23 protein-coding genes, 1 tRNA gene, 1 pseudogene and 1 riboswitch are annotated in these 23,938 nt (G+C 74.2%); of the genes and pseudogenes, 14 read left to right on the top strand and 11 right to left on the bottom strand.

What is annotated here, in order from left to right:
- The 3 genes from manA to BJP59_RS13585 all read left to right on the top strand — a co-directional run bounded on the left by manA (position 1) and on the right by BJP59_RS13585 (position 3,316).
- Positions 1 to 1,356 (top strand): mannose-6-phosphate isomerase, class I, encoded by a 1,356-nt coding sequence (gene manA, locus BJP59_RS13595; RefSeq protein ID WP_194521180.1) that lies wholly within the window; start codon positions 1 to 3, stop codon positions 1,354 to 1,356.
- Between the two features lie 158 nt (positions 1,357 to 1,514).
- A complete protein-coding gene (locus BJP59_RS13590; RefSeq protein ID WP_021483075.1) occupies positions 1,515 to 1,973 on the top strand; it encodes a MarR family winged helix-turn-helix transcriptional regulator in 459 nt (152 codons plus the stop codon).
- Entirely contained in the window at positions 1,970 to 3,316 is a 1,347-nt protein-coding gene (locus BJP59_RS13585; protein WP_163188048.1) for an MFS transporter, read from the top strand. The genes BJP59_RS13590 and BJP59_RS13585 overlap by 4 nt, the downstream gene beginning before the upstream one ends.
- Positions 3,317 to 3,410: 94 nt before the next feature.
- Here the strand turns inward: BJP59_RS13585 and serC are convergent, their stop codons facing one another.
- Positions 3,411 to 4,553 (bottom strand): phosphoserine transaminase, encoded by a 1,143-nt coding sequence (gene serC / locus BJP59_RS13580; protein WP_228485068.1) that lies wholly within the window; start codon positions 4,551 to 4,553, stop codon positions 3,411 to 3,413.
- Positions 4,554 to 4,799: 246 nt separating this feature from the next.
- Between serC and BJP59_RS13575 the strand changes: the two genes are divergently transcribed.
- From BJP59_RS13575 to BJP59_RS13565, 3 genes are all read left to right on the top strand, one after another.
- Positions 4,800 to 5,510, top strand: a complete 711-nt coding sequence (locus BJP59_RS13575; protein WP_021482469.1) for a metal-dependent transcriptional regulator — start codon at positions 4,800 to 4,802, stop codon at positions 5,508 to 5,510.
- A 166-nt stretch (positions 5,511 to 5,676) separates the two neighbouring features.
- Positions 5,677 to 5,837: riboswitch (cyclic di-AMP (ydaO/yuaA leader) on the top strand.
- 7 nt (positions 5,838 to 5,844) lie between these two features.
- Entirely contained in the window at positions 5,845 to 6,654 is an 810-nt protein-coding gene (locus BJP59_RS13570; protein WP_442861512.1) for a C40 family peptidase, read from the top strand.
- A 187-nt stretch (positions 6,655 to 6,841) separates the two neighbouring features.
- A complete protein-coding gene (locus BJP59_RS13565; RefSeq protein ID WP_076406209.1) occupies positions 6,842 to 7,789 on the top strand; it encodes a universal stress protein in 948 nt (315 codons plus the stop codon).
- A gap of 48 nt (positions 7,790 to 7,837) precedes the next feature.
- Here BJP59_RS13565 and BJP59_RS13560 read toward each other — a convergent pair whose 3' ends face one another.
- The 5 genes and pseudogenes from BJP59_RS13560 to ddaH form a co-directional block, all read right to left on the bottom strand.
- Positions 7,838 to 8,689, bottom strand: a complete 852-nt coding sequence (locus tag BJP59_RS13560; protein ID WP_051028222.1) for an ABC transporter permease — start codon at positions 8,687 to 8,689, stop codon at positions 7,838 to 7,840.
- Positions 8,689 to 9,690 (bottom strand): daunorubicin resistance protein DrrA family ABC transporter ATP-binding protein, encoded by a 1,002-nt coding sequence (locus BJP59_RS13555; protein ID WP_034651234.1) that lies wholly within the window; start codon positions 9,688 to 9,690, stop codon positions 8,689 to 8,691. Before BJP59_RS13555 ends, BJP59_RS13560 begins: the two co-directional genes overlap by 1 nt.
- Before the next feature lie 252 nt (positions 9,691 to 9,942).
- Positions 9,943 to 11,224 (bottom strand): annotated as a pseudogene (locus BJP59_RS13550) (aminotransferase class I/II-fold pyridoxal phosphate-dependent enzyme).
- 10 nt (positions 11,225 to 11,234) lie between these two features.
- A complete protein-coding gene (gene rocD, locus BJP59_RS13545; RefSeq protein WP_194521179.1) occupies positions 11,235 to 12,539 on the bottom strand; it encodes an ornithine--oxo-acid transaminase in 1,305 nt (434 codons plus the stop codon).
- Positions 12,536 to 13,465: a dimethylargininase gene (gene ddaH / locus BJP59_RS13540; RefSeq protein ID WP_194521178.1), complete on the bottom strand. Its 930-nt coding sequence runs from the start codon at positions 13,463 to 13,465 to the stop codon at positions 12,536 to 12,538. Before ddaH ends, rocD begins: the two co-directional genes overlap by 4 nt.
- Before the next feature lie 309 nt (positions 13,466 to 13,774).
- On the opposite strand from ddaH, the gene BJP59_RS13535 reads away from it, so the two are divergent.
- Positions 13,775 to 14,680: a PadR family transcriptional regulator gene (locus BJP59_RS13535; RefSeq protein ID WP_228485066.1), complete on the top strand. Its 906-nt coding sequence runs from the start codon at positions 13,775 to 13,777 to the stop codon at positions 14,678 to 14,680.
- A gap of 109 nt (positions 14,681 to 14,789) precedes the next feature.
- On the opposite strand, the gene BJP59_RS13530 is transcribed toward BJP59_RS13535, so the two are convergent.
- The 3 genes from BJP59_RS13530 to BJP59_RS13520 are packed head-to-tail and all read right to left on the bottom strand — an operon-like array spanning position 14,790 to position 16,736.
- Positions 14,790 to 15,266, bottom strand: a complete 477-nt coding sequence (locus BJP59_RS13530; protein WP_051028110.1) for an SRPBCC family protein — start codon at positions 15,264 to 15,266, stop codon at positions 14,790 to 14,792.
- Positions 15,267 to 15,277: 11 nt separating this feature from the next.
- Positions 15,278 to 16,195, bottom strand: coding sequence for a hypothetical protein (locus tag BJP59_RS13525; protein ID WP_228485065.1), 918 nt, complete (start codon positions 16,193 to 16,195; stop codon positions 15,278 to 15,280).
- A 22-nt stretch (positions 16,196 to 16,217) separates the two neighbouring features.
- Entirely contained in the window at positions 16,218 to 16,736 is a 519-nt protein-coding gene (locus BJP59_RS13520) for an OsmC family protein (RefSeq protein ID WP_081895945.1), read from the bottom strand.
- A gap of 219 nt (positions 16,737 to 16,955) precedes the next feature.
- Here BJP59_RS13520 and BJP59_RS13515 point away from each other — a divergent pair, with 219 nt between their 5' ends.
- Both BJP59_RS13515 and BJP59_RS13510 read left to right on the top strand, forming a co-directional pair.
- On the top strand, positions 16,956 to 17,750 hold the full coding sequence (locus BJP59_RS13515) for a thymidylate synthase (RefSeq protein WP_194523064.1): 795 nt from the start codon (positions 16,956 to 16,958) through the stop codon (positions 17,748 to 17,750).
- Positions 17,750 to 18,304: a dihydrofolate reductase gene (locus tag BJP59_RS13510; RefSeq protein WP_269467722.1), complete on the top strand. Its 555-nt coding sequence runs from the start codon at positions 17,750 to 17,752 to the stop codon at positions 18,302 to 18,304. Before BJP59_RS13515 ends, BJP59_RS13510 begins: the two co-directional genes overlap by 1 nt.
- A gap of 50 nt (positions 18,305 to 18,354) precedes the next feature.
- On the opposite strand, the gene uriH is transcribed toward BJP59_RS13510, so the two are convergent.
- On the bottom strand, positions 18,355 to 19,359 hold the full coding sequence (uriH, locus tag BJP59_RS13505; RefSeq protein ID WP_194521177.1) for a uridine-preferring nucleoside hydrolase UriH: 1,005 nt from the start codon (positions 19,357 to 19,359) through the stop codon (positions 18,355 to 18,357).
- A 101-nt stretch (positions 19,360 to 19,460) separates the two neighbouring features.
- Here uriH and BJP59_RS13500 point away from each other — a divergent pair.
- Together BJP59_RS13500 and BJP59_RS13495 are read left to right on the top strand one after the other, a co-directional pair.
- A tRNA-Arg gene (locus BJP59_RS13500) sits at positions 19,461 to 19,533 on the top strand.
- A 100-nt stretch (positions 19,534 to 19,633) separates the two neighbouring features.
- Complete coding sequence (locus tag BJP59_RS13495) at positions 19,634 to 20,143, top strand: hypothetical protein (protein WP_194521176.1); 510 nt, start codon at positions 19,634 to 19,636, stop codon at positions 20,141 to 20,143.
- 10 nt (positions 20,144 to 20,153) lie between these two features.
- Here BJP59_RS13495 and arr read toward each other — a convergent pair whose 3' ends face one another.
- On the bottom strand, positions 20,154 to 20,564 hold the full coding sequence (gene arr / locus BJP59_RS13490) for an NAD(+)--rifampin ADP-ribosyltransferase (RefSeq protein WP_194521175.1): 411 nt from the start codon (positions 20,562 to 20,564) through the stop codon (positions 20,154 to 20,156).
- 148 nt (positions 20,565 to 20,712) lie between these two features.
- Between arr and BJP59_RS13485 the strand changes: the two genes are divergently transcribed.
- From BJP59_RS13485 to BJP59_RS13475, 3 genes are all read left to right on the top strand, one after another.
- Complete coding sequence (locus tag BJP59_RS13485) at positions 20,713 to 22,623, top strand: alkyl/aryl-sulfatase (protein ID WP_194521174.1); 1,911 nt, start codon at positions 20,713 to 20,715, stop codon at positions 22,621 to 22,623.
- 104 nt (positions 22,624 to 22,727) lie between these two features.
- Positions 22,728 to 22,910, top strand: a complete 183-nt coding sequence (locus BJP59_RS13480; RefSeq protein ID WP_076406227.1) for an antitoxin — start codon at positions 22,728 to 22,730, stop codon at positions 22,908 to 22,910.
- Between the two features lie 314 nt (positions 22,911 to 23,224).
- On the top strand, positions 23,225 to 23,854 hold the full coding sequence (locus BJP59_RS13475) for a PAS and ANTAR domain-containing protein (RefSeq protein WP_194521173.1): 630 nt from the start codon (positions 23,225 to 23,227) through the stop codon (positions 23,852 to 23,854).
- Positions 23,855 to 23,938 lie beyond the last annotated feature (84 nt).

The raw sequence follows: 23,938 nt of genomic DNA, 5'->3' as shown, positions 1-23,938 counted from the left end.
ATGACGAGCGCGGCGGACGAGCGGTCGGGGGAGGCGTCGGTGGACGACGCCCTCCCCGGCGCTCGTCCGTCGGCGTTCTACCGGCTGGAGAACACCGTCCAGCGGTACGACTGGGGCTCGACGTCGGCGATCCAGGACCTCCTGGGGGTGGTACCGGACGGTCGTCCGGCGGCCGAGCTGTGGATGGGGGCGCACCCGCTCGCGCCGTCGCGCGTCGTGCCCGACGGCGGCGCTCGCCCGGCCGGGACGTCGCACCCGGGCGCGGAGACGACGTCGGGCACGACGCTCGCGGACCTGGTGCGCGCGGACCCGGTGGGGGTGCTGGGCCAGCGCGTCCTCGACCAGTACGGGCCCCGGCTGCCGTACCTCCTCAAGGTGCTCGCCGCCGACCGTGCGCTCTCGCTGCAGGTCCACCCGCGCCCGCACCTCGCGCGCGCCGGGTTCAACCGCGAGAACCGGGAGGGCGTCGCGCGCGACTCGCCGCTGCGCAGCTTCCACGACGACCAGCACAAGCCCGAGATGGTCGTGGCGGTCTCCCGCTTCGAGGGCCTCTCCGGGTTCCGCCGACCCGCGCGCATCCTCGAGCTGCTCGACGGGCTCGACGGCGCGCTCGCCGGACGGATGCGCGACACCCTGCGCGCCCGCCCCACCGAGGCGGGCGTCCGGGAGGCGTTCACCCTCGCGCTCCACGCCCGCGCGGAGCCCGACGTCGCGGCCGACCTCGCGCTGACCGTCGCGTCCGTCCGTGCCCGGGCCGGGCGCGAGCCGGCGGTGCCCGCGCCGGGGGGCCGGCGCACGTCGCGCCGTGCCGACGCGACCGTCCTCGCGCTCGCGGAGCAGCACCCGGGCGACCCGGGCGCCGTCGTGTCCCTCATGCTCAACCGCGTCACCCTGGAGCCCGGGGAGTCGATGTTCGTCCCGTCGGGGCACGTGCACGCGTACCTGTCCGGGTGCGCCGTCGAGATCATGGCGAGCTCCGACAACGTGCTGCGGGCCGGGCTGACGAGCAAGCTCGTCGACGTCGACGCCCTGCTCGAGTGCGCCACGTGCACGCCCGGTCCGGCCGCGCGACCGCGGCTGGTCGACGACGGCACCGGCCTCGTCGCCTACCGCCCGCCCGTCGCGGAGTTCGCGCTCCGGGCCGGCCGGGTCGCGGGCGCGGTGCCGCTGCCCGCCGCCGGTCCGCGCGTCGTGCTGTGCCTGGACGGTGCGGTGACGCTCGCGGCCGCCCGCGCGGGCGCCGGGGCCGAGCCCGGGACGCGGCTCGTCCGCGGGCAGTCCGTGTTCGTCCCGCACGGCACGGGGGCCGTCGTCGTGGACGGCGAGGGTGACGTCGTCGTCGCCTACGTGCCCTGACACGACCGCCGGGCAGGCCGCCCTCGCGTCCTCGCCGCAGTGCCGACAGGCACCTGCCGAGGCGCTGCCCGCGCCCAGGCGTGGTGCCTCTCCGGCGCGCCCCTGGACGTGACCTGCACCTCTTTCCTTACCTAGGGTAATGAGTTAGGGTAACTATCATGCCTGCTGCGGACCTCACTGCTCCTACCCGGAACCAGTACCGGCCCGCGACGCTCGGCGGCGACCTGCGGGTCGCGCTCACCCGGATCTCCCGGCGGCTGCGTGCCCAGCGCGGCGAGGCGGACCTCCCCGAGGGGCGGTTCGGCGTCCTCACCGTCCTGCACAAGCACGGCGCCATGTCGCCCAGCGAGCTCGCGGAGCACGAGCGCGTCCGGCCGCCGTCGATGACCCGCGCCGTCAACGCCCTCGTCGAGATGGGTCTCGTCGAGAAGGGGGAGCACGCGAGCGACCGCCGTCAGGTCGTCGTGCGCCTCACGGACGCCGGCGTGCGCGAGGTCAAGGAGACGCGGCGCCGCCGGGACGCGTGGCTCACGCAGCAGCTGTCCTCCCTCACCCCTGACGAAAGAGAGACCTTGGCCCGCGCCAGTGAGCTGTTGACCCGGATCGCCGCCCGATGAGCACCACGTTCTCCTCCCTCCAGTACTACAACTACCGCGTCTGGTTCGGCGCCGCGCTCGTCGCGAACGTCGGCACCTGGATGCAGCGCGTCGCGCAGGACTGGCTCGTCCTCAGCGACCTCACCGACAACTCCGGCGTCGCCGTCGGCGTCGTCACCGCGCTGCAGTTCGCGCCCGTGCTCGCCCTGTCCGCGTGGGCGGGCCTGCTCGCCGACCGGCTCCCGCGCCGTCGGCTCCTCATGGCCACCCAGGGCGCGATGGGACTGCTCGCGCTCGGCCTCGGCGCGCTCGTGCTGTCCGGGAACGTCGAGCTGTGGCACGTCTACGTGTTCGCCGGCCTGCTCGGCGTCGTCTCGGCGTTCGACAACCCCGTGCGCCAGACGTTCGTCGCCGAGATGGTGCCCGCCGACAAGCTCTCCAACGCCGTCGGGCTCAACAGCGCGTCGTTCAACGCGGCGCGCCTCGTCGGGCCGGGCGTCGCCGGGCTCCTCATCGCGGCCGTCGGCTCCGGCTGGCTGTTCATCATCAACGGCGTGACCTTCGGGGCGACCATCCTCGCGCTGCTGTACATGCGCACGCGCGAGCTCCACGTGCTGCCCAGCGCGCCGCGCGAGAAGGGTCAGATCCGCGAGGGCATCCGGTACGTGCGCGGACGGACGGACATCATCGTCATCATGGTCGTCGTCGGCGTCGTGTCGACGTTCGGGCTCAACTTCCAGCTCACGTCCGCGATGATGGCGAAGGTCGAGTTCGGCATGGGGCCGGGGGAGTACGGGATCCTCGGGTCCATCCTCGCGATCGGGTCGCTCACCGGGGCCCTGCTCGCCGCGCGCCGGGAGCGCCCGCGCGTCCGGCTCGTCATCGGGTCCGCGTTCGGGTTCGCCGTCGCCACGGGGGTCATGGCGCTCATGCCCACGTACGCGAGCTTCGCCGTCGCGTGCATCCCCGTGGGGCTCGCGTCGCTCACCATGATGACCGCAGCCAACTCGACCATCCAGATGTCCGTGGACCCCGTCATGCGCGGGCGCGTCATGTCTCTCTACATGATCGTGTTCCTCGGTGCGACGCCCGTCGGCTCCCCGCTCGTCGGCTGGATCGCCGAGGCGTGGGGCCCGCGCTGGGCGATCGGCGTCGGGTCGATCACCGCCGCGCTCGTCGCGGTGGGCGCCGCCGTCTGGGCCGTGCGCAACTGGCACCTCGAGGTCCGGTACCGCGTCCTGCAGCGCCCGCACCTCGTGGTGCGCTACCTCGACGCCGGGACCCCGACCGACCGCTCCGCCCGCACCGAGGCGCGGCGCCGGATCGAGGCCGAGGACGCGCAGGAGGCCGCCCGGGCGGCCTGACGCCGCCACTCCCGCCCGAGCCACCAGGCCGGTGCCACCCCGGTCTCCCGGGCGGCACCGGCCTCGTGCTGGGCGCGGACCTCGGTCGCGCTCGTCAGCCGAGGTGGTCGACGACGTGGTCCACGCACGCGGTGAGGGCGCGGACGTCGTCGGGCTCGATCGCCGGGAACATGGCGACGCGCAGCTGGTTGCGGCCGAGCTTGCGGTACGGGAAGACGTCGAGCACGCCGTTCTCGCGCAGCGCGGCGACGACGGTCGTCGCGTCGATCGCGTCGTCCAGGTCGATCGTGCCGACGACCGTCGACCGCTCCGCCGGGTTCGCGACGAACGGCGTCGCCCACTCGCGCGAGTCCGCCCACCCGTAGAGGTGCGCGGCCGACTCGGCGGACCGGGCGGCGGCCCACTCCAGGCCCCCGTTGCCCAGGAGCCACTCCACCTGCTCCGCGAGCATGACGAGCGTCGCGATCGCGGGCGTGTTGAGCGTCTGGTCCTGGCGCGAGTTCGCCGCGGCCGTGCGCAGCGACAGCGACTCCGGGAGCCAGCGGGTGCCGCTGCTCTCGACCTCGTCCGCGCGCGCGAGCGCGTCGGGCGAGCACAGCGCGAGCCACAGGCCGCCGTCCGACCCGAAGACCTTCTGCGGCGCGAAGTAGTAGACGTCGGTCTCCGCGACGTCCACGGGGATCGCGCCCGCGCCGGACGTGGCGTCCACGAGCGTGAGCGCGCCGCGCTCGCGCGAGCCGGGGACGCGGCGCACGGGCGCCATCGCGCCGGTCGAGGTCTCGTTGTGCGGCCACGCGTGCACGTCGACGTCGTCGGCGGGCTCCGGGAGCGCGACGGTCCCCGCAGGGGCCGAGATCACCTGGGACGGCTCCAGGAAGGGTGCGGCGGTCGTCGCGGCGGCGAACTTCGCGCCGAACTCGCCGAACGCTGCGTGCTGCGCCTTCGAGCGGACGAGGCATGCCGTCGCGACGTCCCAGAACGTCGTGGAGCCGCCGTTGCCGAGCACGACCTCGTAGCCGTCGGGCAGCGCGAACAGCGTGGCGAGGCCCTCGCGCGTGCGGCGCACGAGCGACCGGACGGGCGCCTGCCGGTGGGACGTCCCCAGCAGGGAGGTGCCGGCGTCGGACAGCGCCCGGACCTGCGCGGCGCGGACCTTGGAGGGCCCGGACCCGAAGCGGCCGTCGGCCGGCAGGAGGTCCGAGGGGATCGTGATCGAGGTGTTCGCGAGATCGGGCACGGCGTCACCCTACGCGCGCGCGGCGCACCCCGGGAGCCTCGTCCACAGGCCGTGCGTCACCGCAGGGTCCGCGCCGGGGCCCGCGGGGAGGCGCGGGCCACCAGGCACCACGGGTGCCTCTGGACGACACCGCGGTCGGGTCACGGGCTCGCCATAGACTGACCCCCAGCGGCCCGCCGGTGCGGGCAGGCGCCCCGTGGAGCGACGACCGGGCGCCCCGAGCCGACGAGCGACTGGGAGCGTGACGTGACCGATCTGATCGATACCACCGAGATGTATCTGAAGACGATCTACGAGCTCGTGGAGGAGGGCATCGTCCCGCTGCGCGCGCGCATCGCGGAGCGCCTCGGCCACTCGGGGCCCACGGTGTCGCAGACGGTGGCGCGCATGGAGCGCGACGGGCTCGTCGTCGTCACGGGGGACCGCCACCTCGAGCTCACGCCCGCGGGCCACGAGAAGGCGACGCGCGTCATGCGCAAGCACCGGCTCGCCGAGCGGCTCCTCACGGACGTCATCAAGCTCGACTGGGAGTACGTGCACACCGAGGCGTGCCGCTGGGAGCACGTGATGAGCGAGCTCGTCGAGGAGCGGCTCCTCGGGCTGCTCGACCACCCGCACTTCGACCCGTACGGCAACCCCATCCCGGGCTTGCCGGAGCTCGGGGAGCAGCTCGAGGAGGTCGACTTCCTCGACGGCGTCGTGTCGCTCCCCGTCCACCTCGCCCAGCACGGTCTCGGCGGCGGCGAGGTGCGCGTCGTGCTCCAGCGGATCGCCGAGCCGGTCCAGGTCGACGTCGAGCTCCTCGCGCGGTTCGCCCAGGCCGGGGTGCTGCCGCGCCGCACGCTCGTGGTGCGCCCGGCGCCGGCCGGCGGGGTCACCGTGCAGGGAGAGGGTGCGCCGGTCGTCCTCGACCTGCCCGACGACGTCGCGCGCCACCTCTTCGTCGCCCGCGGATAGCCGCCCGTTCACCGGGGGAAACGCCGTGACCTGCGGCGATGCGAGGGGCCGTGTTCCGTCGTAATGGGAACGTGACTTTTGCCGAGGGGTCCTGTACGGTCGTCCTGCTCCGTCGGGATACCCATCTGGCGGAGACCTCGCGCGGAACGCCTAACCCTGTCACCGCGAGAGGCCCACGACGACCCGATGACAGGGACGGGGGACCCACTTCCGGGTGCTGGAGACAGCGCCCTTGGGGTGAAGCCCGACGGACTCCGGTCCGCCAGGCCGGGTGACTCTTCCACCCGAACCCGACAGCTGACCTCGCAGGCGTCCAGGAGAGGCAACAGTGACCGTGAGCACGACTCGCGCCCGCCACCGCGCGGCGCGGCGTCCCGTGACGCCACTCAGCACCATCGCCCAGGCCGCATCGGACCAGATGTCGAGCGTCGGTCGTCGTACCGCCGTCGTCGCCGCGTCCTCCGGCCTCATCGTCTCGATGATCGGCGCCGCCGCCCCCGCGACGGCCGCCCCGGTCGACAACGAGTCCGGCAAGCTCAACGCCGTCGACCTCAGCGCCCTCACCGCGCAGGCCCGCCAGGCCCTCGAGGCCGCCCCGGCCGTGACCGTCGCGGCCGACGCGGCGTTCACCATCGAGGAGGCCCCGGTCACCGTGACCCCGGCCCCCGAGCCGGAGCCGGAGCCCGAGCCCGAGCCCGTCCGCACCACGCAGACGAGCCGCACGCAGGAGCGCCAGTCCACGCAGTCGTCGTCCGACGAGTCGCAGGCCTCGGCCCAGCAGGAGGCCTCCGTCGGCGCCCCGGCGTCGGCCTACGGCTCGTCGATCGTCTCGATCGCGGCCCGCTACGTGGGCGTCCCGTACGTCTACGGCGGCACCACCCCCGACGGCTTCGACTGCTCGGGCTTCACCAGCTACGTCTACGCCCAGGTCGGCATCAACCTGCCGCGCACGTCGGGCGCCCAGGGTTCGGTCGGCACCAAGGTGTCGCGCGACCAGGCGCAGCCGGGCGACCTCATCTGGACGCCGGGCCACATCGCCATCTACGCGGGCGACAACATGATGATCGACGCCCCGCGTCCCGGGAAGTCGGTCCAGTTCCGCCAGATCTGGCAGTCGAACCCCACCTTCATCCGCGTGGCCTGATCGCTCACCCGATCAGGACCCCCGCGGTCACTGGCTGGACGAACCCCGTCCGCTCGCACTCAGCGCGAGCGGGCGGGGTTCGTGGCATTCTTGACGTGTTCGTGACTCGTGGCAGACGGACGGCCGGGCCTGGTCTCGGCTAGGTTGGTCGTCCGATGGCACCGGGCCGTCGAGAGGAGAGTCGCTCATGACCCGCACGGAATCCGTCCTCGTCGGTGTCGACGGCTCGGCGCCGAGCCTCCACGCCCTGGACTGGGCCGCGGCGTACGCGCTGCGCGTGGGGTGGCCCCTCCACATCGTGTGCACCTACTCGTTGCCGTCGTTCACGGCGGCGTCGCTCGACGGCGGCTACGCGGCCCTCGACGACTCGGCCATCCAGGAGGGCGCGCGCGCCGTCCTGGAAGAGGCTCGCGCCCGCGCCGAGGGCGCCGGGGTCCGCACGACGGCGACCGTCACGACCGGCGACGCCGCGGGGGTCCTCGTCGAGATGTCGCGCGAGCACGCGCTCGTCGTCGTCGGCACGCGGGGGCGCGGCGGCTTCACCGAGCGGCTGCTCGGCACCGTCTCCTCCGCGCTGCCCGCGCACGCGCACTGCCCGACGGTCGTCGTGCCGTACCGCGCGGGCGGGAAGGACGACGAGGGCGGCGCGCAGGAGCTGCCGCCGGTGCGGGACCTGCGCCGGATCGTCGTCGGGGTGGACGGGTCGCCGTCCGCGGAGATCGCGCTGCGGCACGCGATCCGTCAGGCCCGCGCCTGGGACGCCGAGCTCGTCGCGGTCGCCGGCGTCCCCGTCGGTGCCGGTGCGGGCCTCCTCGCGTGGCTGCCGGCGTCGATCGACCACGAGCAGGTCCTGGCCGACGTCACCGAGGGGCTGAACGTCATCATCGACCGCCACGAGGCGGAGCACCCCGGGCTGACGATCAAGCGCATCGTGCTCGACGGCACGGGTGCGGAGCTCCTCACGGAGTTCTCCACGGCGTCCGATCTCATCGTCGTGGGCTCGCGCGGGCGGGGCGGGTTCCGCGGCCTGCTGCTGGGCTCCACGAGCCAGGCCGTGCTGCACCACTCCGCGTGCCCCGTCATGGTCGTGACCAAGAAGTGCGAGGACGACGAACCGGCGGCCCAGGAGGGCTGAGCCCCCGGCACGCCGAGGCACCACGGCCCGTGGTGCCCCGGCGCGCGGTCAGCTCCGGTTGCGGTACAGCCGCATGGTGATCGGGGCGAGGATCGCGGTGAGGACGACGGACGCCACGAGGACCCACACGATCCCCTCCGTCGCGGGCTCGCCCGCCATGAGCCCGCGCACCGCGGTGACGAGGTGCGTGACCGGGTTGACGTCGACGAAGCGCTGCAGCACGACGGGCATCGTCGACGGGTCGACGAAGATGTTCGACGCGAACGTGAGCGGCATGAGCACGAGCATCGACGTGCCCATGACGGCGTTGGGGGAACGCAGCACGAGCCCGAGCGCCGTGAACACCCAGCTGAGCGCGAACGCGAACACCAGCAGCAGCACGATCCCCAGGACCACGCCGACGACGCCGCCCGGCGGGCGGAAGCCCAGCACGAGGCCGAGCGCGAGGGTCACGACCGAGGCGATCGTGTAGCGCACGGTGTCGCCGAGCAGCGCGCCGACGATCGGCGCGGGCCGCCACACGGGCAGCGACCGGAACCGGTCGAACACGCCCTTGCTGATGTCCGTGTTCATCGTGTAGCCCGTGTAGATCGTCGTGAAGAGCACCGCCTGCACGAGGATGCCGGGCAGCAGGAACTGCAGGTAGCTCTGCACGTCGCCGGCGAGCGCGCCGCCGAACAGGTACGTGAACATCAGCGTGAAGATGATCGGCGAGACCGTGACGTCGAACAGCTGCTCGGGCACGTGCTTGATCTTCAGCAGCGCGCGCCAGGTGTACGTCAGGGTCGCCGAGACGGGTGACGGCCGGTCCGGCCGCCGGTCGAGCGCGACCGCCGCGCGCAGCGCGTTCGCCTCCGGGGCGCGCAGCTCCGCGGCGGTGGTCGTGGGGTCCGCGGCCATCAGGCCACCTCCTCGATCGTCTCGTCGTCGTCCATGGGCTGGCCGGTGAGCGCGAGGAAGACCTCGTCGAGGCTCGGCTGCCCCAGCGTGAACTCGGGCACCACGATTCCCTCGTCGCCGAGGGCGGGCAGGATCCGCGCGACGTCCGCCGCGCCGTCGTCGGGCACGCGCGCGGTGAACGCGTACGGGTCGTTCGCGAGCGTGATGTCCGTGCCGAGCAGCGCACCCACGACCTCCGCGGCCCGGCCCCGCTGCGTCGCGTCGGCGAGGCGCAGGTGGACCGCGCCCTCGCCCACCGACCGCTTGAGCTCGGTCGCGGTGCCCTCCGCGATGACCTTGCCGTGGTCGATCACGGCGATGCGGTCGGCGAGCTGGTCCGCCTCCTCGAGGTACTGGGTCGTGAGCAGCACGGTCGCGCCGTCGGCGACGAGCACGCGCACGATGTCCCACACCTGGTTGCGGCTGCGAGGGTCGAGCCCGGTGGTCGGCTCGTCGAGGAAGATGACGCGCGGGCTCATGACGAGGCTCGCCGCGAGGTCGATGCGCCGCCGCATACCGCCCGAGTACGTCTTCACCTGGCGGTCGCCGGCGTCCCCGAGCCCGAACGCGTCGAGAAGCTCGGCCGAGCGACCGCGTGCCGTGCCGCCGAGGAACCCGTACAGCCGCGCGAGCATGACGAGGTTCTCCGTGCCCGTGAGGTCCTCGTCCACCGACGCGTACTGCCCGGTGAGCCCGACGACGGACCGCACCTTGTCGGCGTCGTGCACGACGTCGTGGCCGAGGACCCGCGCCGTGCCCGCGTCGGGGCGCAGGAGCGTCGCGAGCATACGGACGGCGGTCGTCTTGCCCGCGCCGTTCGGCCCGAGGACGCCGAACACGGTGCCCTCGGGGATGAGGAGGTCGATGCCGTCGACCGCCTTGGTCACCGACTTCCCGGTCGTGAAGTGCTTGACGAGGCCGCGCGCCTCGACGGCGAGGTCGCCGCGTGCAGGTTCGGTCATGTCCCCTCCTGGCCGTTGCCGACGGGCCGCCCGGAGCGTCCGGGCCACCCACGCACCCACCGACCGCCCGGGCCGGCAGAACTCATCGGTCGCGCACCCCTCTCATCGTGCGCCGGAGAAGGGGACGCTGACCAGCGCGATGCGCCAGGAGCGAAGAGACGTGCCGGAACGAGGTAGAGCCTCCGGCCGCGAGGGAGATCCCGGGGGCTCTCTCTCGCGACCGGAGGCTCTACCTCGCGGGTCCGGGGCCCTCTACCGAGCGGCGTGCTCCGCGGCCGCGAGGAGGACGCACGTCGCGACGCCGTCCATCGCGACGCGGACCTCCTCGATCGGGGGAGGGTCGGGGCGAGGCGGAGGACCTTGTCCTCCGGGTCCTTGCCGTAGGGGAACGGGGCGCCCGCGGGCGTGAGCGCGATGCCGGCGGCCTTCGCGAGCTCGACGACGCGCGACGCGGTGCCCGGCACGACCTCGAGGCTGACGAAGTAGCCGCCCTTCGGCTCGGTCCACGACGCGACGCCGGTGGCGCCGAGGCGGTCGGCGAGGATGCTCGTCACGGCGTCGAACTTGGGGGCGATGATGTCGCGGTGCTTGCGCATGTGGGCCCGCACGCCGTCGGCGTCGCCGAAGAACAGCGCGTGCCGGAGCTGGTTGACCTTGTCCGGGCCGATGGACTGGGCGGACAGGTGCTTCTTGTACCAGGCGACGTTCCCGGGGGACGACGCGAGGAACGCGACGCCTGCGCCGGCGAACGTGATCTTCGACGTCGAGGCATAGAGGATCACGCGGTCCGGGTGGCCGGCCTCGGCGGCGAGCGCGATCGCGTCGGCGCTGCGGACCTCGTCGTCGGTGAGGTGGTGCAGGGCGTACGCGTTGTCCCACAGGATGCGGAAGTCGGGGCGGCGGCGGGCACGGACACGAGCGCCCGCGCGACCTCCTCCGTGACGACCGAGCCGTCGGGGTTCGCGTACGTCGGCACGACCCACATGCCCTTGATCGTCGGGTCGTCGGCGACGAGCGCGGCGACGGCCGCGGCGTCGGGGCCGTCCGCCGTCATGGGGACGGTGACCATCTCGATGCCGAGCGCCTCGCACACGGAGAAGTGGCGGTCGTAGCCGGGCACGGGGCAGATCCAGCGGACCTTCTCCTCGCGGCCCCACGGGCGCTCGGACCCGGGGACGCCGAAGAGCGTCGCGTACACGAGCGTGTCGTACATGAGCGTGAGGCTCGCGTTGCCGCCCGCGAGGAGCTGCTCGACGGGAACGCCGAGCAGCTCGGCGAAGATGCGCCGGAGCTGGGGCAGCCCGTCGAGGCCGCCGTAGTTGCGCACGTCCGTGCCGTCGGCGTCCGTGTGCACGCCCTCGCCCGGGAGCGCGAGCAGGGCCTCGGAGAGGTCGAGCTGCTCGGCCGAGGGCTTGCCCCGCGTGAGGTCGAGCCTCAGCCCCAGCGCCTGCAGGTCGGCGTACGCGCGACGCAGGTCGTCGAGGGACGACGCGAGGGTGGTGGTACCGGGTGCGGTGGGCTCGGGCGTGGTCACCCTCCGGACTCTACCGACCCCGCGCAAGGTCCGTCAGGGCGTCCTCCAGGGCGGACAGCCCGGTCTCGAGGTCCTCGGCCGCGATGGTGAGCGGGGGAGCGAGGCGGATGGTCGAGCCGTGCGTGTCCTTGGCGAGGACGCCGCGCGCGAGCAGCGCCTCGCAGAGGTCGCGGCCCGTCCCGCGCGCCGGGTCGAGGTCGAGGCCCGCCCACAGGCCGAGGCCGCGGACGCCGTCGAGCAGGCCCGCGTCGACGAGCTTGCTGAGACGGTCCTGGAACCCGGTGCCGAGCTCGCGCGCGCGTCGCTGCGGCTCGCCCGTGCGCAGCAGCTCGACGACCGCGAGCCCGACCGCGCACGCGAGCGGGTTGCCGCCGAACGTGCTGCCGTGCGTCCCGGGCGTGAGCACCTCGAGCACGTCGCGCCGCCCGACGACGGCCGAGACCGGCACGATCCCGCCGCCGAGCGCCTTGCCGAGGGTCACGAGGTCGGGTCGCACGCCCCACGTCTCGGTCGCGAGCGTCGCCCCGGCGCGCCCGAGGCCGGACTGGATCTCGTCGGCCACGAGGAGCACGTCCCGCGCGGTCGTGATCGCGCGCAGGCGCGGCCAGTAGTCGTCGGGCGGCACGACGACGCCCGACTCGCCCTGCACCGGCTCCAGGAGCACGGCGACGGTCGTGTCGTCGATCGCGGCGGCGACCGCGTCGGCGTCGCCGTACGGCACGAGCCGGAACCCCGGCGTGTACGGGTCGAACCCGCGCCGGGCGTCGGGGTCGTCGGAGAACGACACGATCGTCGTCGTGCGGCCGTGGAAGTTCCCGGAGCCGACGACGACCGTCGCCTCGCCCGGGGGCACGCCCTTGACGTCGTAGCCCCACTTGCGCGCCGTCTTGATCGCGGTCTCGACGGCCTCCGCGCCCGTGTTCATCGGGAGCACGAGGGAGTCCGCCCCGCCCGTGGTGAGGGGCCCGACGAGCGCGGCGAGCGCCTCGGCGAACGGGTGCAGGAGGTCGTGGTCGAACGCGCGCGACGTGAGCGTGACGCGGCCGAGCTGGCGCGTGGCGGCGTCGACGAGCGCGGGGTGCCGGTGCCCGAAGTTGAGCGCCGAGTACCCCGCGAGGAGGTCGAGGTAGCGGCGACCGGTCACGTCGGTGACCCACGACCCCTCGGCGCTCGCGACCGTGACGGGCAGCGGGTAGTAGTTGTGCGCGAGCGCGCCGCCGCCGCTGCCGTCAGCGGGCCGGTCGCGGCCGAGCGGGCCGGTGGCGCTGCTCGCGCCCGTGCGGCCGTCCGACGCGCGGACCTCCTGGGCGGTCACGACGCGCTCCCGGCCGGCGCCGGGGAGTGGACGGCGGGCTCGCGGATCTCGAGCGTGCAGCACTTGGCCCCGCCGCCGCCGCGCAGGAGCTCCGACGTGTCCACCGCGACCGTCTCGTAGCCGCGCTCGCGCAGCGCCGCGGCGAGCCGGCCCGCGCGCGGCGAGTGCACGACGTGCGTCCCGTCGCTCACCGCGTTGAGGCCGAGCACGGCGGCGTCCTCCTCGGTCGCGAGGAGCGCGTCGGGGTAGCGCTCGCGCAGCACCTCCTGCGCGGCGGGGGAGAACGCGGCGGGCAGGTAGACGACGTCGACGGCCGGCGGGCCGGTGAGCGCGGGGTGGGTGGTGTCGTCGGGGTGCGCGTCGTCGCCGGTCCCGCGGTTGCCGGCGGTGCCCTCGTTGCCGCGCAGCACGGTGAGCGCCGTGTCCAGGTGGTAGAACCGCGGGTCCACGAGCTCGAGCGTCACGACCTCCCGGCCCCACAGGGCCGCGGCCTCGGCGTGCGCGGCGCGCTCGGTGCGGAAGCCGGTGCCGGCGAGCACGACGTCGCCGGCCAGCAGCAGGTCGCCCTCGCCCTCGTTGACGTGCTCCGCGAGGTGCGTGACGTACCCGTGGTCGGCGAACCACTTGAGGTAGGCGGCGCCCTCGGGCCCGCGCTCGGGGTGGGTGAAGCGCGCGGAGTAGACGAGGCCGTCGACGACGGTCGCGCCGTTGGCCGCGTAGACCATGTCCGGCAGGCCGGGGACGGGGTCGATCGTCTCGACGGTGTGGCCGAGGTCGCGGAAGGTGTCGCGCAGGCGTTCCCACTGCGCGACCGCGAGCGCGGTGTCGACCGGTGTGCGCCGGTCCATCCAGGGGTTGATCTCGTAGCTGACGGTGAAGTACGTCGGCCGGCACATCAGGTAGTGCCGGGGCTGGCCTGGGCGCATCGCCGCCTCCTCGCGGGAGCCGGGCCGCCGGGGTGGTGCGGCCCGGGTGGGTGCCGGACGGGGGATGCGTCCGGTGCTGCTGGTGGGCTGCCGGTTGGCTGCTGGAAGTCAGCGTACGTCCGGGACGGGTGCGCGTCCTGGGACGACGTGCGAGCGACACGGGTGTTGACAGCGATATTCTATCGATATATCGTTACCGTATCGCTGAGCCCGAGACGCGGCTCGCGACGACCGCGCGGCCGGACCGGCCCGCCACGCTCCGCGGATCACCCGGAGCCCGCGAACATCCACGTACAGGAGACACCCCTCATGCACCACGCACACCAGCACCGGGGCAGGACCCCGGAGAACGTCCAGAACATGTCCCAGCCGTTCGGCGAGCGACCCGGGCCGCGCCCGGACCGCCGTCGTCGCGACGGCTTCCCGCCCGTGCCCGACGACGCGGCCTGGTTCCGCGGCGACGGCCCCCGTGGCCGCGGCGGAGCCCGCCGCGGTGGTGGGCGCGGGTTCGGCGGACCGGCCGACGGCGGCCGGGGCTTCGGCCCCGGCGGTCCGGCCGACGACCGTCGCGGGTTCGGTCCCGGGCCGGGAGGCCCCGGGTTCGGCCCGGGCGGGCCCGGCTTCGGTCCCGGTCACGGCGGTCGCCGCCACGGGGGCCGCGGTCGCGGCCCCGGGCGCGCCGGCCGCGGCGACGTCCGCGCCGCCGTCCTGCTGCTCCTCGCCGAGCAGCCCATGCACGGGTACCAGGTGATCCAGGAGATCGCGGAGCGCAGCGAGGGCCAGTGGCGCCCGAGCCCCGGCGCGGTCTACCCGGCCCTGAACCTGCTCCAGGACGAGGGGCTCGTCGAGCTCTCGGCCGACGGCGGGCGCCGCCTCGCGACGCTCACCGAGGCGGGCACCGCGTACGTCGCGGAGCACGCCGACGACCTGGGCGACCCGTTCGCCGACGCCGCCGGTCGCGGCGGCCGCCCGCGGCGCGAGCTGCGCGCAGGCGTCGAGGCCGTGGCCGCGGCGGTCCACCAGGTCGCCCGCACCGGCACCGACGAGCAGACGACGGCCGCCGCGGAGCTCCTCGAGCGCACGCGTCGCGAGCTCTACCTGATCCTCGCGGGCCCGGCCGTGCCCGACACCTCGACCGACCGTGCGTCGTCGGGCAGCCCGACGGAGGACACCTCGGTGGAGGACGCCCCGGTGGAGGACGGGCCGACGGCCTGAACCCACCACCCCGGACCCGGGGTCGCGCGGTACCGACGCTGGTCGGTCCCGTGGGGCCCCGGGTCCGTCGCGTCCGCGGGGCGCGGCCCGGCAGCCGGGCCGCTCGTGGCTACCGGCGGGCGCGCAGGCGCGCGTCGAGGCGGCGCAGCGAGACGTGCATCATGACGCGCAGCGCGACCCCGACGAGGGGCGCCGTGATCCCGCGGGGGACGGGACCGGCGAGGTACGCCTCCTCCCACCACACGACCCGGCAGCGGCCCGTGCCGAGCGGCACGACCTCGAAGCCCGCGTCGCCGAGCAGCGCCGGTCCCAGCTTGCGGATCCGCGTGCTGCCCGGGCGGCCCGCCGCCACGGACGGGCGGTCGAGCGACTCGACGACCATGCGGTCCGGGAAGCCGCGGCCCGTGCGTCGGACGAGCGGGCCGCTCACCATCGTGAACCGGTCGCCCACCTCGGGGCCCCGGCCCGCCGGGGTCGTCATCACGGTGAGCGGGATGAACCGCGGGTGCGTCCGCGGGTCCGCGACCCACGCGAACGCGACGGACGCGTCGACGTCGAGCTCGCGCGCGACGGCGACGCGCCGCACGCCCCGGGTCGTCACTCGGCGTCGCGGGCGGGGGAGCGGTCGCGCCGCCCCCGCCCCGGCAGCAGCCGACGACGGCGGCGCGGCTCCGCGTCCTCGGGGACGGGGACGAGCCGCGGCGGCGCGTCCTGCACGGGCGACTCCACGACCTCGAGGAGCCGGCCGAACACCGACGGCGGCGGCCCGAACGCGCGCCGCGACTGGGCGATCACGCCGTGCCCGAGCGCCCGCGCCCCCGCCACGCCCACGACGGCGCCGACGCCGAACGGCACGAGCCGGCCGAGCGCGAGGCCGGACTGCTTCGCGAGCTGGGTGCGCAGGAACCGGTTGCCGAGCGCCTTGTTGACCTTGACGAGCGTCCCGGCGGGCATGCTCGTCAGGAGCACCTTGCCCCACGCGAGGCCCGACCCCTGGGTCGCGCGCTCGACGTCGCGCGCGCCCTTCTCGCCGAGCACCGTGGCGAGCAGGAGCGCCCGACGGCGGCCCACGTCGTCCACCGCGATGCCGTGCACGTCCGCCACCGCGAGCGCGAAGGCCGCCGAGGACGCGAAGAACGTCGCGACGTCGCTCGACGTCAGCGCGATCCCGACGCCCGTCCCGACCGCGGGGAAGGCGGCCGCCGCGCCGACGGCGCCGCCCGCCGTCTGGATGACGAGCAGGTACTCGCGCTCGAGGATCCGGACGATCTGCGCGGGGCTCGCCTCGGGGTTGCGCCGGCGCACCGAGTCGACGTGCGCCCGGATGACGTGCGACGGGATCGTCACCGCCTTGTCGAGCGCGGCGTCGAGCAGCGGCGTCGGCCGGTAGGCGGACCACTCGACCGCGTCCTGCGTCGCGAGGTCCCTGCGCCCGGCGTCCGGGGGCGGGGTCCCGTACTCGGGCACGCCGCCGCGCGGCACGGGGCTTCTCGAGGGGTCCTGCTGGTACGCCATGGCGCCTCCCGTCATCCCGCGGTCAGTCCTGGGTCTCGACCTCGCGGCCGGCACCCTCCGGCTGGAACAGGTACTCGACCTCGGCGCCGGCCTTGACCGTCCGTCCTACCGTGCACGCCTTGTCGATCGCTCGCGCGGCGACGGTGACGAGCCGGTCGCGCGCGTCGTCGTCGAGCGACGTGAGGTCGATGTCGTACGTGCCCGTGATCTTCGGGTACCGCTCCTCCTCGAGGAGCTTGTCGCCCTGGACGTGGATCGTCACGGCGTAGTCGTCGCCGAGGCGGCGGGCGAACGTGCGGTCCGTGCTCATGCCCGCGCACGCCGCGAGGGCGATCTTCAGCAGCTCGCCGGGCGTGAACACCGCACCCTCGCTCGCCGGGCCGATCGAGACCTCGGCGCCGCGCGCCGACCGGCCCGTGTACGTGCGGGTACCCGTGCGCTCGACCCACAGCGCGTCGGCCGGGGCGGGCGACGGCGCGGGGACGTCGTGCGCGGCCTCGTCGGCGGCGCTCAGGGTGTTCTCGGCAGGCTGCGTCGTCATGCGTGAATCCTCGCACTCGTCGGGTCGCGGCGTCGGGGCGTCCGCCCTCCGGGGAACGTGCGGCGTCCGCGCGCGATTCCCGCGCGCGTGCCGAGCGTCACCGGCCGCCGGGCCGGAGCGGTGCCTAGACTGGCGGGCGTGGCCCTCGACGCAACCGACGTTCCGACCGCACCCGTGCGCACCGCCGAGCCCGCGCCGTCGGGCAGCGCGCCCGGGCCCGTGCCCACCCCGTACGAGGACCTCCTGCGCGACGTCCTGGCGCACGGGACGCCCAAGGGCGACCGCACGGGGACGGGCACGCGCAGCGTGTTCGGGCGGCAGATCCGCTTCGACCTGTCGCAGGGCTTCCCCCTGATCACGACCAAGCGCGTGCACCTCAAGTCCGTCGCGTACGAGCTGCTGTGGTTCCTGCGCGGCGACTCGAACGTGCGCTGGCTCCAGGAGCGCGGCGTGCGCATCTGGGACGAGTGGGCCGACGCCGACGGCGAGCTCGGCCCCGTCTACGGCGTCCAGTGGCGCTCGTGGCCGACGCCGGACGGCCGCCACGTCGACCAGGTCGCGCAGGTGATCGAGCAGATCAAGGCGAACCCCGACTCGCGGCGGCACATCGTCTCCGCGTGGAACGTCGGGGAGATCGAGGACATGGCGCTGCCGCCGTGCCACGCGTTCTTCCAGTTCTACGTGGCCGACGGCCGCCTCTCGTGCCAGCTCTACCAGCGCTCGGCCGACCTCTTCCTCGGGGTGCCGTTCAACATCGCGTCGTACGCGCTGCTCGTCCACATGGTCGCCGCGCAGACCGGCCTCGAGGTCGGCGACTTCGTGTGGACCGGCGGCGACGTGCACATCTACGACAACCACGTCGAGCAGGTGCGCGAGCAGCTCACGCGCGACCCGTACCCGTACCCGACGCTGCGCCTCGCTCCCCGCGACTCGATCGACGCCTACGAGTACGAGGACATCGAGGTCGTCGGGTACCAGCACCACCCGACGATCAAGGCGCCGATCGCGGTCTGATGCTCGGACTGATCTGGGCCCAGGCGCGCGACGCCGCCGGGCGGCCCGTCATCGGTGCGGGCGGCACCATGCCGTGGCACCTGCCCGAGGACCTCGCGCACTTCCGGCGCGTCACGTCGGGCCACCCCGTGGTCATGGGCCGCCGCACGTGGGACTCGCTCCCGCCCCGGTTCCGGCCCCTGCCGGGGCGCCTCAACGTCGTCGTCACGCGCCAGGAGGCGTGGGTGCCCGACGGCGGCCGCCCCGAGGGTGACGGCGGCGCGCCCGTGCGCGTGGCCGGGTCGGTCGACGCGGCGCTCGCGGTCGCCCGCACCGCGGCCCGGACGAGCGGCTCGAACGAGGTGTGGGTCATGGGCGGCGCCCAGCTCTACGCCGCGACGGTCGCCGAGGCGGACCGATGCGTGGTCACCGAGATCGACACCGTCGTCGACGGCGACACGTTCGCCCCGAGGTCCCCGCCGGGTGGTCGGTGCGAGCGGGTGACTGGGCGACGTCGTCCACCGGACTGCGCTACCGCGTCGTCGCCCACGCCCGCCCCCTCGCTGACTGCGTGAGCTCGTCGCGCTCGCCCGGTCCGAGCGCGACGAGATCGCGCACCCAGCGGTCAGGCGGGGTCGCCGACGCGGCGCAGGGAGTCGAGCACGAGGTCCCAGAACCGGCCGTGGTCGAGGGTGACCGCGACCTGCGTGCGGCACTCCTCCGGGCCGGGCTCGTCGCCGCGCAGGTCGGCGACGGTCATGCCGGTCGTCAGCCCGCCGTGCAGCTCGACGTCCAGCGGCGAGCGGCGCGTCGTCATGACCGACGGGTCGACGACGTACGCGACCGCGCACGGGTCGTGCACCGGCGGGGAGGCGAAGCCCTGCGCGGTGCGGTACGTCGCCCCGTAGAAGTCCAGCAGCTCGCCGACGAACCGGGCCGGGGCGGTGCCGAGCGCGGCGATCCCGTCGCGCACGTCCGCCGTCGCGACGGCCTGGTGCGTCAGGTCGAGACCCACCATCGTCACCGGCCACGCCTCGGTGAGCACGACGTGCGCCGCCTCCGGGTCCGCGAGGACGTTGAACTCCGCGACCGGCGTCCGGTTGCCCACGTGGTACCCGCCGCCCATGAGGACGACCTCGCGGACGCGCGGCACGATCCGCGGCTCCTTGCGCGCGGCCATCGCGACGTTCGTCAGCGGGCCCGTCGGGACGAGCGTGATCTCGCCCGGCTCGGCCGCCAGGACCGTCTCGATGATGAGGTCCACCGCGTGCCGGTCGTCGACGGCGCGGCGCGGGGCGGGCAGCACCGGCCCGTCCATGCCCGAGTCGCCGTGGATGTCCGGCGCGACGATCCGGGGCCGGACGAGCGGACGGTCGCACCCGGCCGCGACCAGGACGTCGATCCCGGCGAGCTCCGCGACGGCGAGCGCGTTCCGCGTCACCTTCTCGAGCGTCTGGTTCCCGGCGACCGTCGTCACCGCGACCAGCTCGACGGCGGGGCTCCCGTGCGCGAGGAGCATCGCGATCGCGTCGTCGTGGCCGGGGTCGCAGTCGAGGACGATCCGGCGGGGCGCGGTCGTGCGGGAGTCAGGGGCGGACGGGACGGGCTGGGCCGGGACGTGAGCGGACATCGACCCATCCTCGCGCGTCCCCGGGGCCGGCGTCGCCGGTGCGCTTCGCGTCCGGGCGCCCGTGACGGCTAGGCTGTGCTGCGGCCCTGACCCGGGGCCACGCGCCTGTAGCTCAGGGGATAGAGCACCGCTCTCCTAAAGCGGGTGTCGCCAGTTCGAATCTGGCCAGGCGCACGGTGCGTGGATGTGGCGGCGCTTTGCCGACCTCGCTGCGGCCCCGAGGAACCTCCGAGCCCGGCGGCTCGCCCGACGACCGTGCCGAGAGGTGGCCGCCATGCGTTCCCCGAGGACCCAGCGTGCGATCGCGGCCTCGGTCGAGGTGGTGGTCTACGTCGTCCTCGCCTGCGTCACGGTCGTCGCGGTCGGCTCCGGGGTGTCCGGCACCATCAACGGCTGGAGCGCGCAGCACGACGGCGAGGTCGGCACCTTCACGCCGGTCGAGCAGAGCTGCGACAGATCCCGGAGCGCGGTGGTCTGCACCTGGACCGGGACGTGGACGTCGGACACGGGAGGCCGGACCATCGAGGGGGTGCTCCTCGACGAGGACCTCGGGACGGCCGAGGGGGACCCGCCGCCGGGCGCCGTCCACCCCACGCTCCACCACGACGCCTTCTCCGACCCGCAGGTGGTCTACCGGCCGGGCGACCGCTCGTGGCTCCTGTCCCCGGTGATCGCCGTGGCCGTGCTCGGCATGGTCGGCGTCGCCGCGTGGCGGACCCGGAGATGGTCGCGCCGGGTCGCCTCCGGCGCCGGACGCGAGGCTCGGCACCGGCGCACGTCCTGACCCCCGGCGGTCAGTTGATGATCTCGCCGCGCTCCTCGGTCCGCAGGGCCGCGAGGCGCGCGCGCCAGCTCGCGAGCTCCTCGGGGCTGAGCCGCGGCCACTCGGCGACCTCGTGGACCACCCGCAGGGGCGCGCTGCTCCGGTAGGACCGCGTGGGGTTGCCCGGGAACTTCTTGTCGGTGACGTTCGGGTCGTCCTCGAACGGGCCGGTCGGCTCGACCTCGTAGACGCGCGGTGCGGCGTCCCCGGCCGCCAGCTCGGCGGCCAGCGCGGCGCCGCCGACGAGCGCGGTGAAGTAGACGTGGTTCATGACGATCTCGGGCCGGTAGTTCGACCGGAACCCTGCGGTCAGCAGGTCGCCCGCCTGCAGGTCGGCCTTCGTCCCGTGGAAGAAGGGCCCCTCGTCCGTCGCCTGGATCACCCGTTCAGGGTAGGACGGACGGGTGTCCGCCGTCGGCCCGGGACTTCCGGTTGCGGTTCTCCCGTCCCGCGGGCAGCGTCGCCGTGGCGGCGCGACGCCCAGACCACCGCTCCCGCGACCGCGTCACCTGCCTGCCGAGGGAGCCACCGTGCCGTACACGCCGAAGGACGCCACCCCCACCACCGCCACCGCCAACCGCGACGCGCGCGCCCTGTACGCGCTCGACGACGTCGAGGACTTCGAGACCGCCCGGCGTGGGCACCTCGCGGACGTCCCCGGCGGGAAGATCCTCCTCGACGACGGCCGTGTCAGCTACGACACCACCGCCGTGGCGTTCCTCGACGACGACGCGTCCGAGAACCCGGACACGGTGAACCCGAGCCTGTGGCGCCAGGCGAAGGTCATCCACCGCGCGGGCCTGTACCGGGTGGTCGACCGCATCTACCAGTTCCGCAACGCGGACATCGCGAACCTGACGATCGTCGTCGGCGACGAGGGCCTGATCGTGGTCGACTGCGCGTCGTCGGTCGAGTTCGCCCGGACGGGGATGGCGGTGTTCCGCGAGCACGTGGTCGACCTGCCGGTCGTCGCCGTGATCTACACGCACACCCACATCGACCACTACGGCGGCGTCAAGGGCGTGGTGGACGAGGCGGACGTCGCCTCGGGGAAGGTGCCGATCATCGCTCCGGGCACGATCGCGTCGTTCGACAAGTACGCGATCGGCGAGAACGTCGTCGCGGGCAACGCGATGAGCCGCCGCGCGTCGTACGCGTTCGGGAGCCTGCTGGACCGCGACCCGCGGCAGTTCGTCAGCTCGGGCATCGGGTCGGGCACGGCGGACGGACCCACGGTCTCCTACATCTCGCCCACGGACCCGATCACCGAGACGGGCCAGTCGCGGCACATCGCGGGCCTGACGTTCGAGTTCCTCTACGCCCCGGACACCGAGGCGCCGGAGGAGATGCACATCTGGATCCCGGAGCTCAAGGCGCTCACGTGCGCGGAGAACGCGAACCACTCGCTGCACAACATCCAGACGCTGCGCGGGGCGCGCACGCGCGACGCCCGGAACTTCGCGCGCTACCTCGACGAGACGCTCGTGCGGTGGGGCGACGAGGTCGAGGTGCACTACGGCCCGCACACGTGGCCGGTGTGGGGCAACGCGGAGGTCGTCGCGTTCCTCGAGTCGCAGCGCGACACGTACAAGTACATCCACGACCAGGCGCTGCGCCTGGCGAACAAGGGGTACACGCCGCTCGAGGCGGCAGAGGTCGTCGAGCTGCCCGAGGTCCTGCGCCGCAAGTGGTACAACCGCGGCTACCACGGGACGCTCCACCACGACGTCCGCGCCGTCTTCACCAAGGAGCTCGGCATGTGGGACGGCGACCCCGTGTCGCTGCACCCGCACCCGCCCGTCGACACCGCGACGCGCTACGTCGCCGCGTTCGGGCGCGACGCGATCCTCGCCGAGGGGCGTCGCGCCGTCGAGGCCGGCGACTACCGGTGGGCCGCGCAGGTGCTGCACCACCTCGTCTTCGCGGACCCGGACGACGTGGAGGCCAAGAACCTCCAGGCCGACGCCTACGAGCAGATGGGCTACCAGGCCGAGGGCCCGCAGTGGCGCGGGGTGTTCCTCACCGCGGCCCGCGAGCTCCGGGAGGGCATCCTCGCCGCGAGGTTCGCGACGGCGAGCCCGGACACGGTCGCGGGCATGCCGATCGACATCCTCTTCGACTACGCCGCCGTGCACGTGGTCGGGGAGAAGGCGGCCGAGGTCGACGTCCGGTTCGACGTGGACTTCACCGACCGGGACGAGACGTGGAACGTGCGCGTGCGCGACGGCGTCCTCAACGCCCGTCCCGGCGCGTCCGACGGCGCACCCCTCACGGTCCGCGCGCCGAAGCCGCTCGTCGCGGCCGTGCTGCTGCAGCCCGCGGCGGCGGCGAAGCTCGCGGACGCCGGGCAGGTGACGCTCGACGGCGACACCTCCGTGCTCGACGCCTACGCGTCGGTCCTCGACGAGTTCGACCCGAACTTTCCGATCGTCACGCCGTAACGCACGGCCGGTCCGGGGCCGGGCCTGCCAGGGTGCGACCGGGAGCGTCCGGTGGACACGATGGCGGTCTCGGCCCGACCGGGCCGACGGACGGAGGTGACATCGTGGGGATCGACGACCTGAAGGGCAAGGCGTCCGACGCGCTCGACAGCGACAAGGGCGAGAAGGCGTCCGACGCCGCGCTGGACAAGGGTGGCGACGCGGCGTCGAAGGCGACCGGCGGCAAGCACGACGACCAGATCGACAAGGGCGCCGAGCGGGCTGACGAGCACCTGGGCCAGCAGTAGACGCGGGACTTCCGCAGCAGCACCGGGTCCGGGCCGCGAGGTCCGGGCCCGGTCGCGTGCGCCCGGGCCCCGGCGCCGGACCCCGAGTCGCGTGACGGCCTCCGCCCTGCCCGGCTCGAGCGCCGCTCGGCCAGAGGTGCACCGGCTGCGGGCTTCTTCACGGACCGGTGCCCCCTGCGGCACCTCGGCCGCAAGGACACCCTAAGAACCGTCTCCCCGTGCTCGCCACCTGTCGCCTTCTCCGGTTCGGGAGTACGGTCGAAGGGTTGAGTCTGGACCTGGCTCCTCATCCTCTGGAGAAGACGGAGCGCGACATGTCCGTGGACGACCATGCCATCGACCATTCGTTGACCCGCGGGGCGGGTCAGAAGATCGGCCAGTATCGCCTCGACCTGGGTACCGGCACCTGGTGGTGGTCGTCTGAGACGTACCGGGTCCACGGGTTCGAGCCGGGCGACGTGGTGCCGACCACCGAGCTCGTCCTGGCGCACAAGCACCCCGACGACCGTGAGCACGTGCGGGCGGTCCTCGACCGCGCCGCGACCACGGGTGAGCCGTTCTCGAGCGTGCACCGCATCATGGACGCCCACGGCGTCGAGCGGTACGTCGTCCTCGTGGGGCAGGGGCGCCGCGACCGCGAGTCCGGCGAGGTCGTCGAGCTGCTCGGCTACTTCGTCGACATCACGGCGACGGTGGCGGGGCGCGCGCAGGAGCGTGCCCGCCGGGACATCACCGCGGCCGCCGAGGGCCGCGGCCCGATCGAGCAGGCGAAGGGCATCCTCATCGCCACGCACGGCGTGAGCGCGGACGAGGCGTTCGCCCGCCTCAAGCAGGTCTCGAACGACAAGAACGTCCGCCTGCGCGAGCTCGCGTCCGTCGTCGTCGACGAGGCGGGACGCGCCGGCGGGGACTGCGCCGAGCGCATCGACGCGATCCTGCGGTAGGCCGCGCAGGCGAGAAGAGCCCCGCACCCCGGACCGGGGTGCGGGGCTCTCGCGCGTGCGGACTCGCTCGGGTCGGCCCGGGTC

Source organism: Cellulosimicrobium sp. JZ28, assembly GCF_015327065.1.
GTDB classification, from domain to species: domain Bacteria; phylum Actinomycetota; class Actinomycetes; order Actinomycetales; family Cellulomonadaceae; genus Cellulosimicrobium; species Cellulosimicrobium funkei.
The sequence above is the reverse complement of the archived record's forward strand: the minus strand, read 5'-3'. Positions and strand labels throughout refer to the sequence as shown.

Bases quoted from the DNA above. Each gene is read 5' to 3' on its own strand.
- manA (WP_194521180.1), top strand. From the start codon at position 1: ATGACGAGCGCGGCGGACGAGCGGTCGGGGGAGGCGTCGGTGGACGAC.
- BJP59_RS13590 (WP_021483075.1), top strand. From the start codon at position 1,515: ATGCCTGCTGCGGACCTCACTGCTCCTACCCGGAACCAGTACCGGCCC.
- BJP59_RS13585 (WP_163188048.1), top strand. From the start codon at position 1,970: ATGAGCACCACGTTCTCCTCCCTCCAGTACTACAACTACCGCGTCTGG.
- BJP59_RS13565 (WP_076406209.1), top strand. From the start codon at position 6,842: ATGACCCGCACGGAATCCGTCCTCGTCGGTGTCGACGGCTCGGCGCCG.
- BJP59_RS13560 (WP_051028222.1), bottom strand. From the start codon at position 8,689: ATGGCCGCGGACCCCACGACCACCGCCGCGGAGCTGCGCGCCCCGGAG.
- BJP59_RS13555 (WP_034651234.1), bottom strand. From the start codon at position 9,690: ATGACCGAACCTGCACGCGGCGACCTCGCCGTCGAGGCGCGCGGCCTC.
- ddaH (WP_194521178.1), bottom strand. From the start codon at position 13,465: ATGCGCCCAGGCCAGCCCCGGCACTACCTGATGTGCCGGCCGACGTAC.
- BJP59_RS13535 (WP_228485066.1), top strand. From the start codon at position 13,775: ATGCACCACGCACACCAGCACCGGGGCAGGACCCCGGAGAACGTCCAG.
- BJP59_RS13525 (WP_228485065.1), bottom strand. From the start codon at position 16,195: ATGGCGTACCAGCAGGACCCCTCGAGAAGCCCCGTGCCGCGCGGCGGC.
- BJP59_RS13520 (WP_081895945.1), bottom strand. From the start codon at position 16,736: ATGACGACGCAGCCTGCCGAGAACACCCTGAGCGCCGCCGACGAGGCC.
- BJP59_RS13510 (WP_269467722.1), top strand. From the start codon at position 17,750: ATGCTCGGACTGATCTGGGCCCAGGCGCGCGACGCCGCCGGGCGGCCC.
- uriH (WP_194521177.1), bottom strand. From the start codon at position 19,359: ATGTCCGCTCACGTCCCGGCCCAGCCCGTCCCGTCCGCCCCTGACTCC.
- BJP59_RS13495 (WP_194521176.1), top strand. From the start codon at position 19,634: ATGCGTTCCCCGAGGACCCAGCGTGCGATCGCGGCCTCGGTCGAGGTG.
- BJP59_RS13475 (WP_194521173.1), top strand. From the start codon at position 23,225: ATGTCCGTGGACGACCATGCCATCGACCATTCGTTGACCCGCGGGGCG.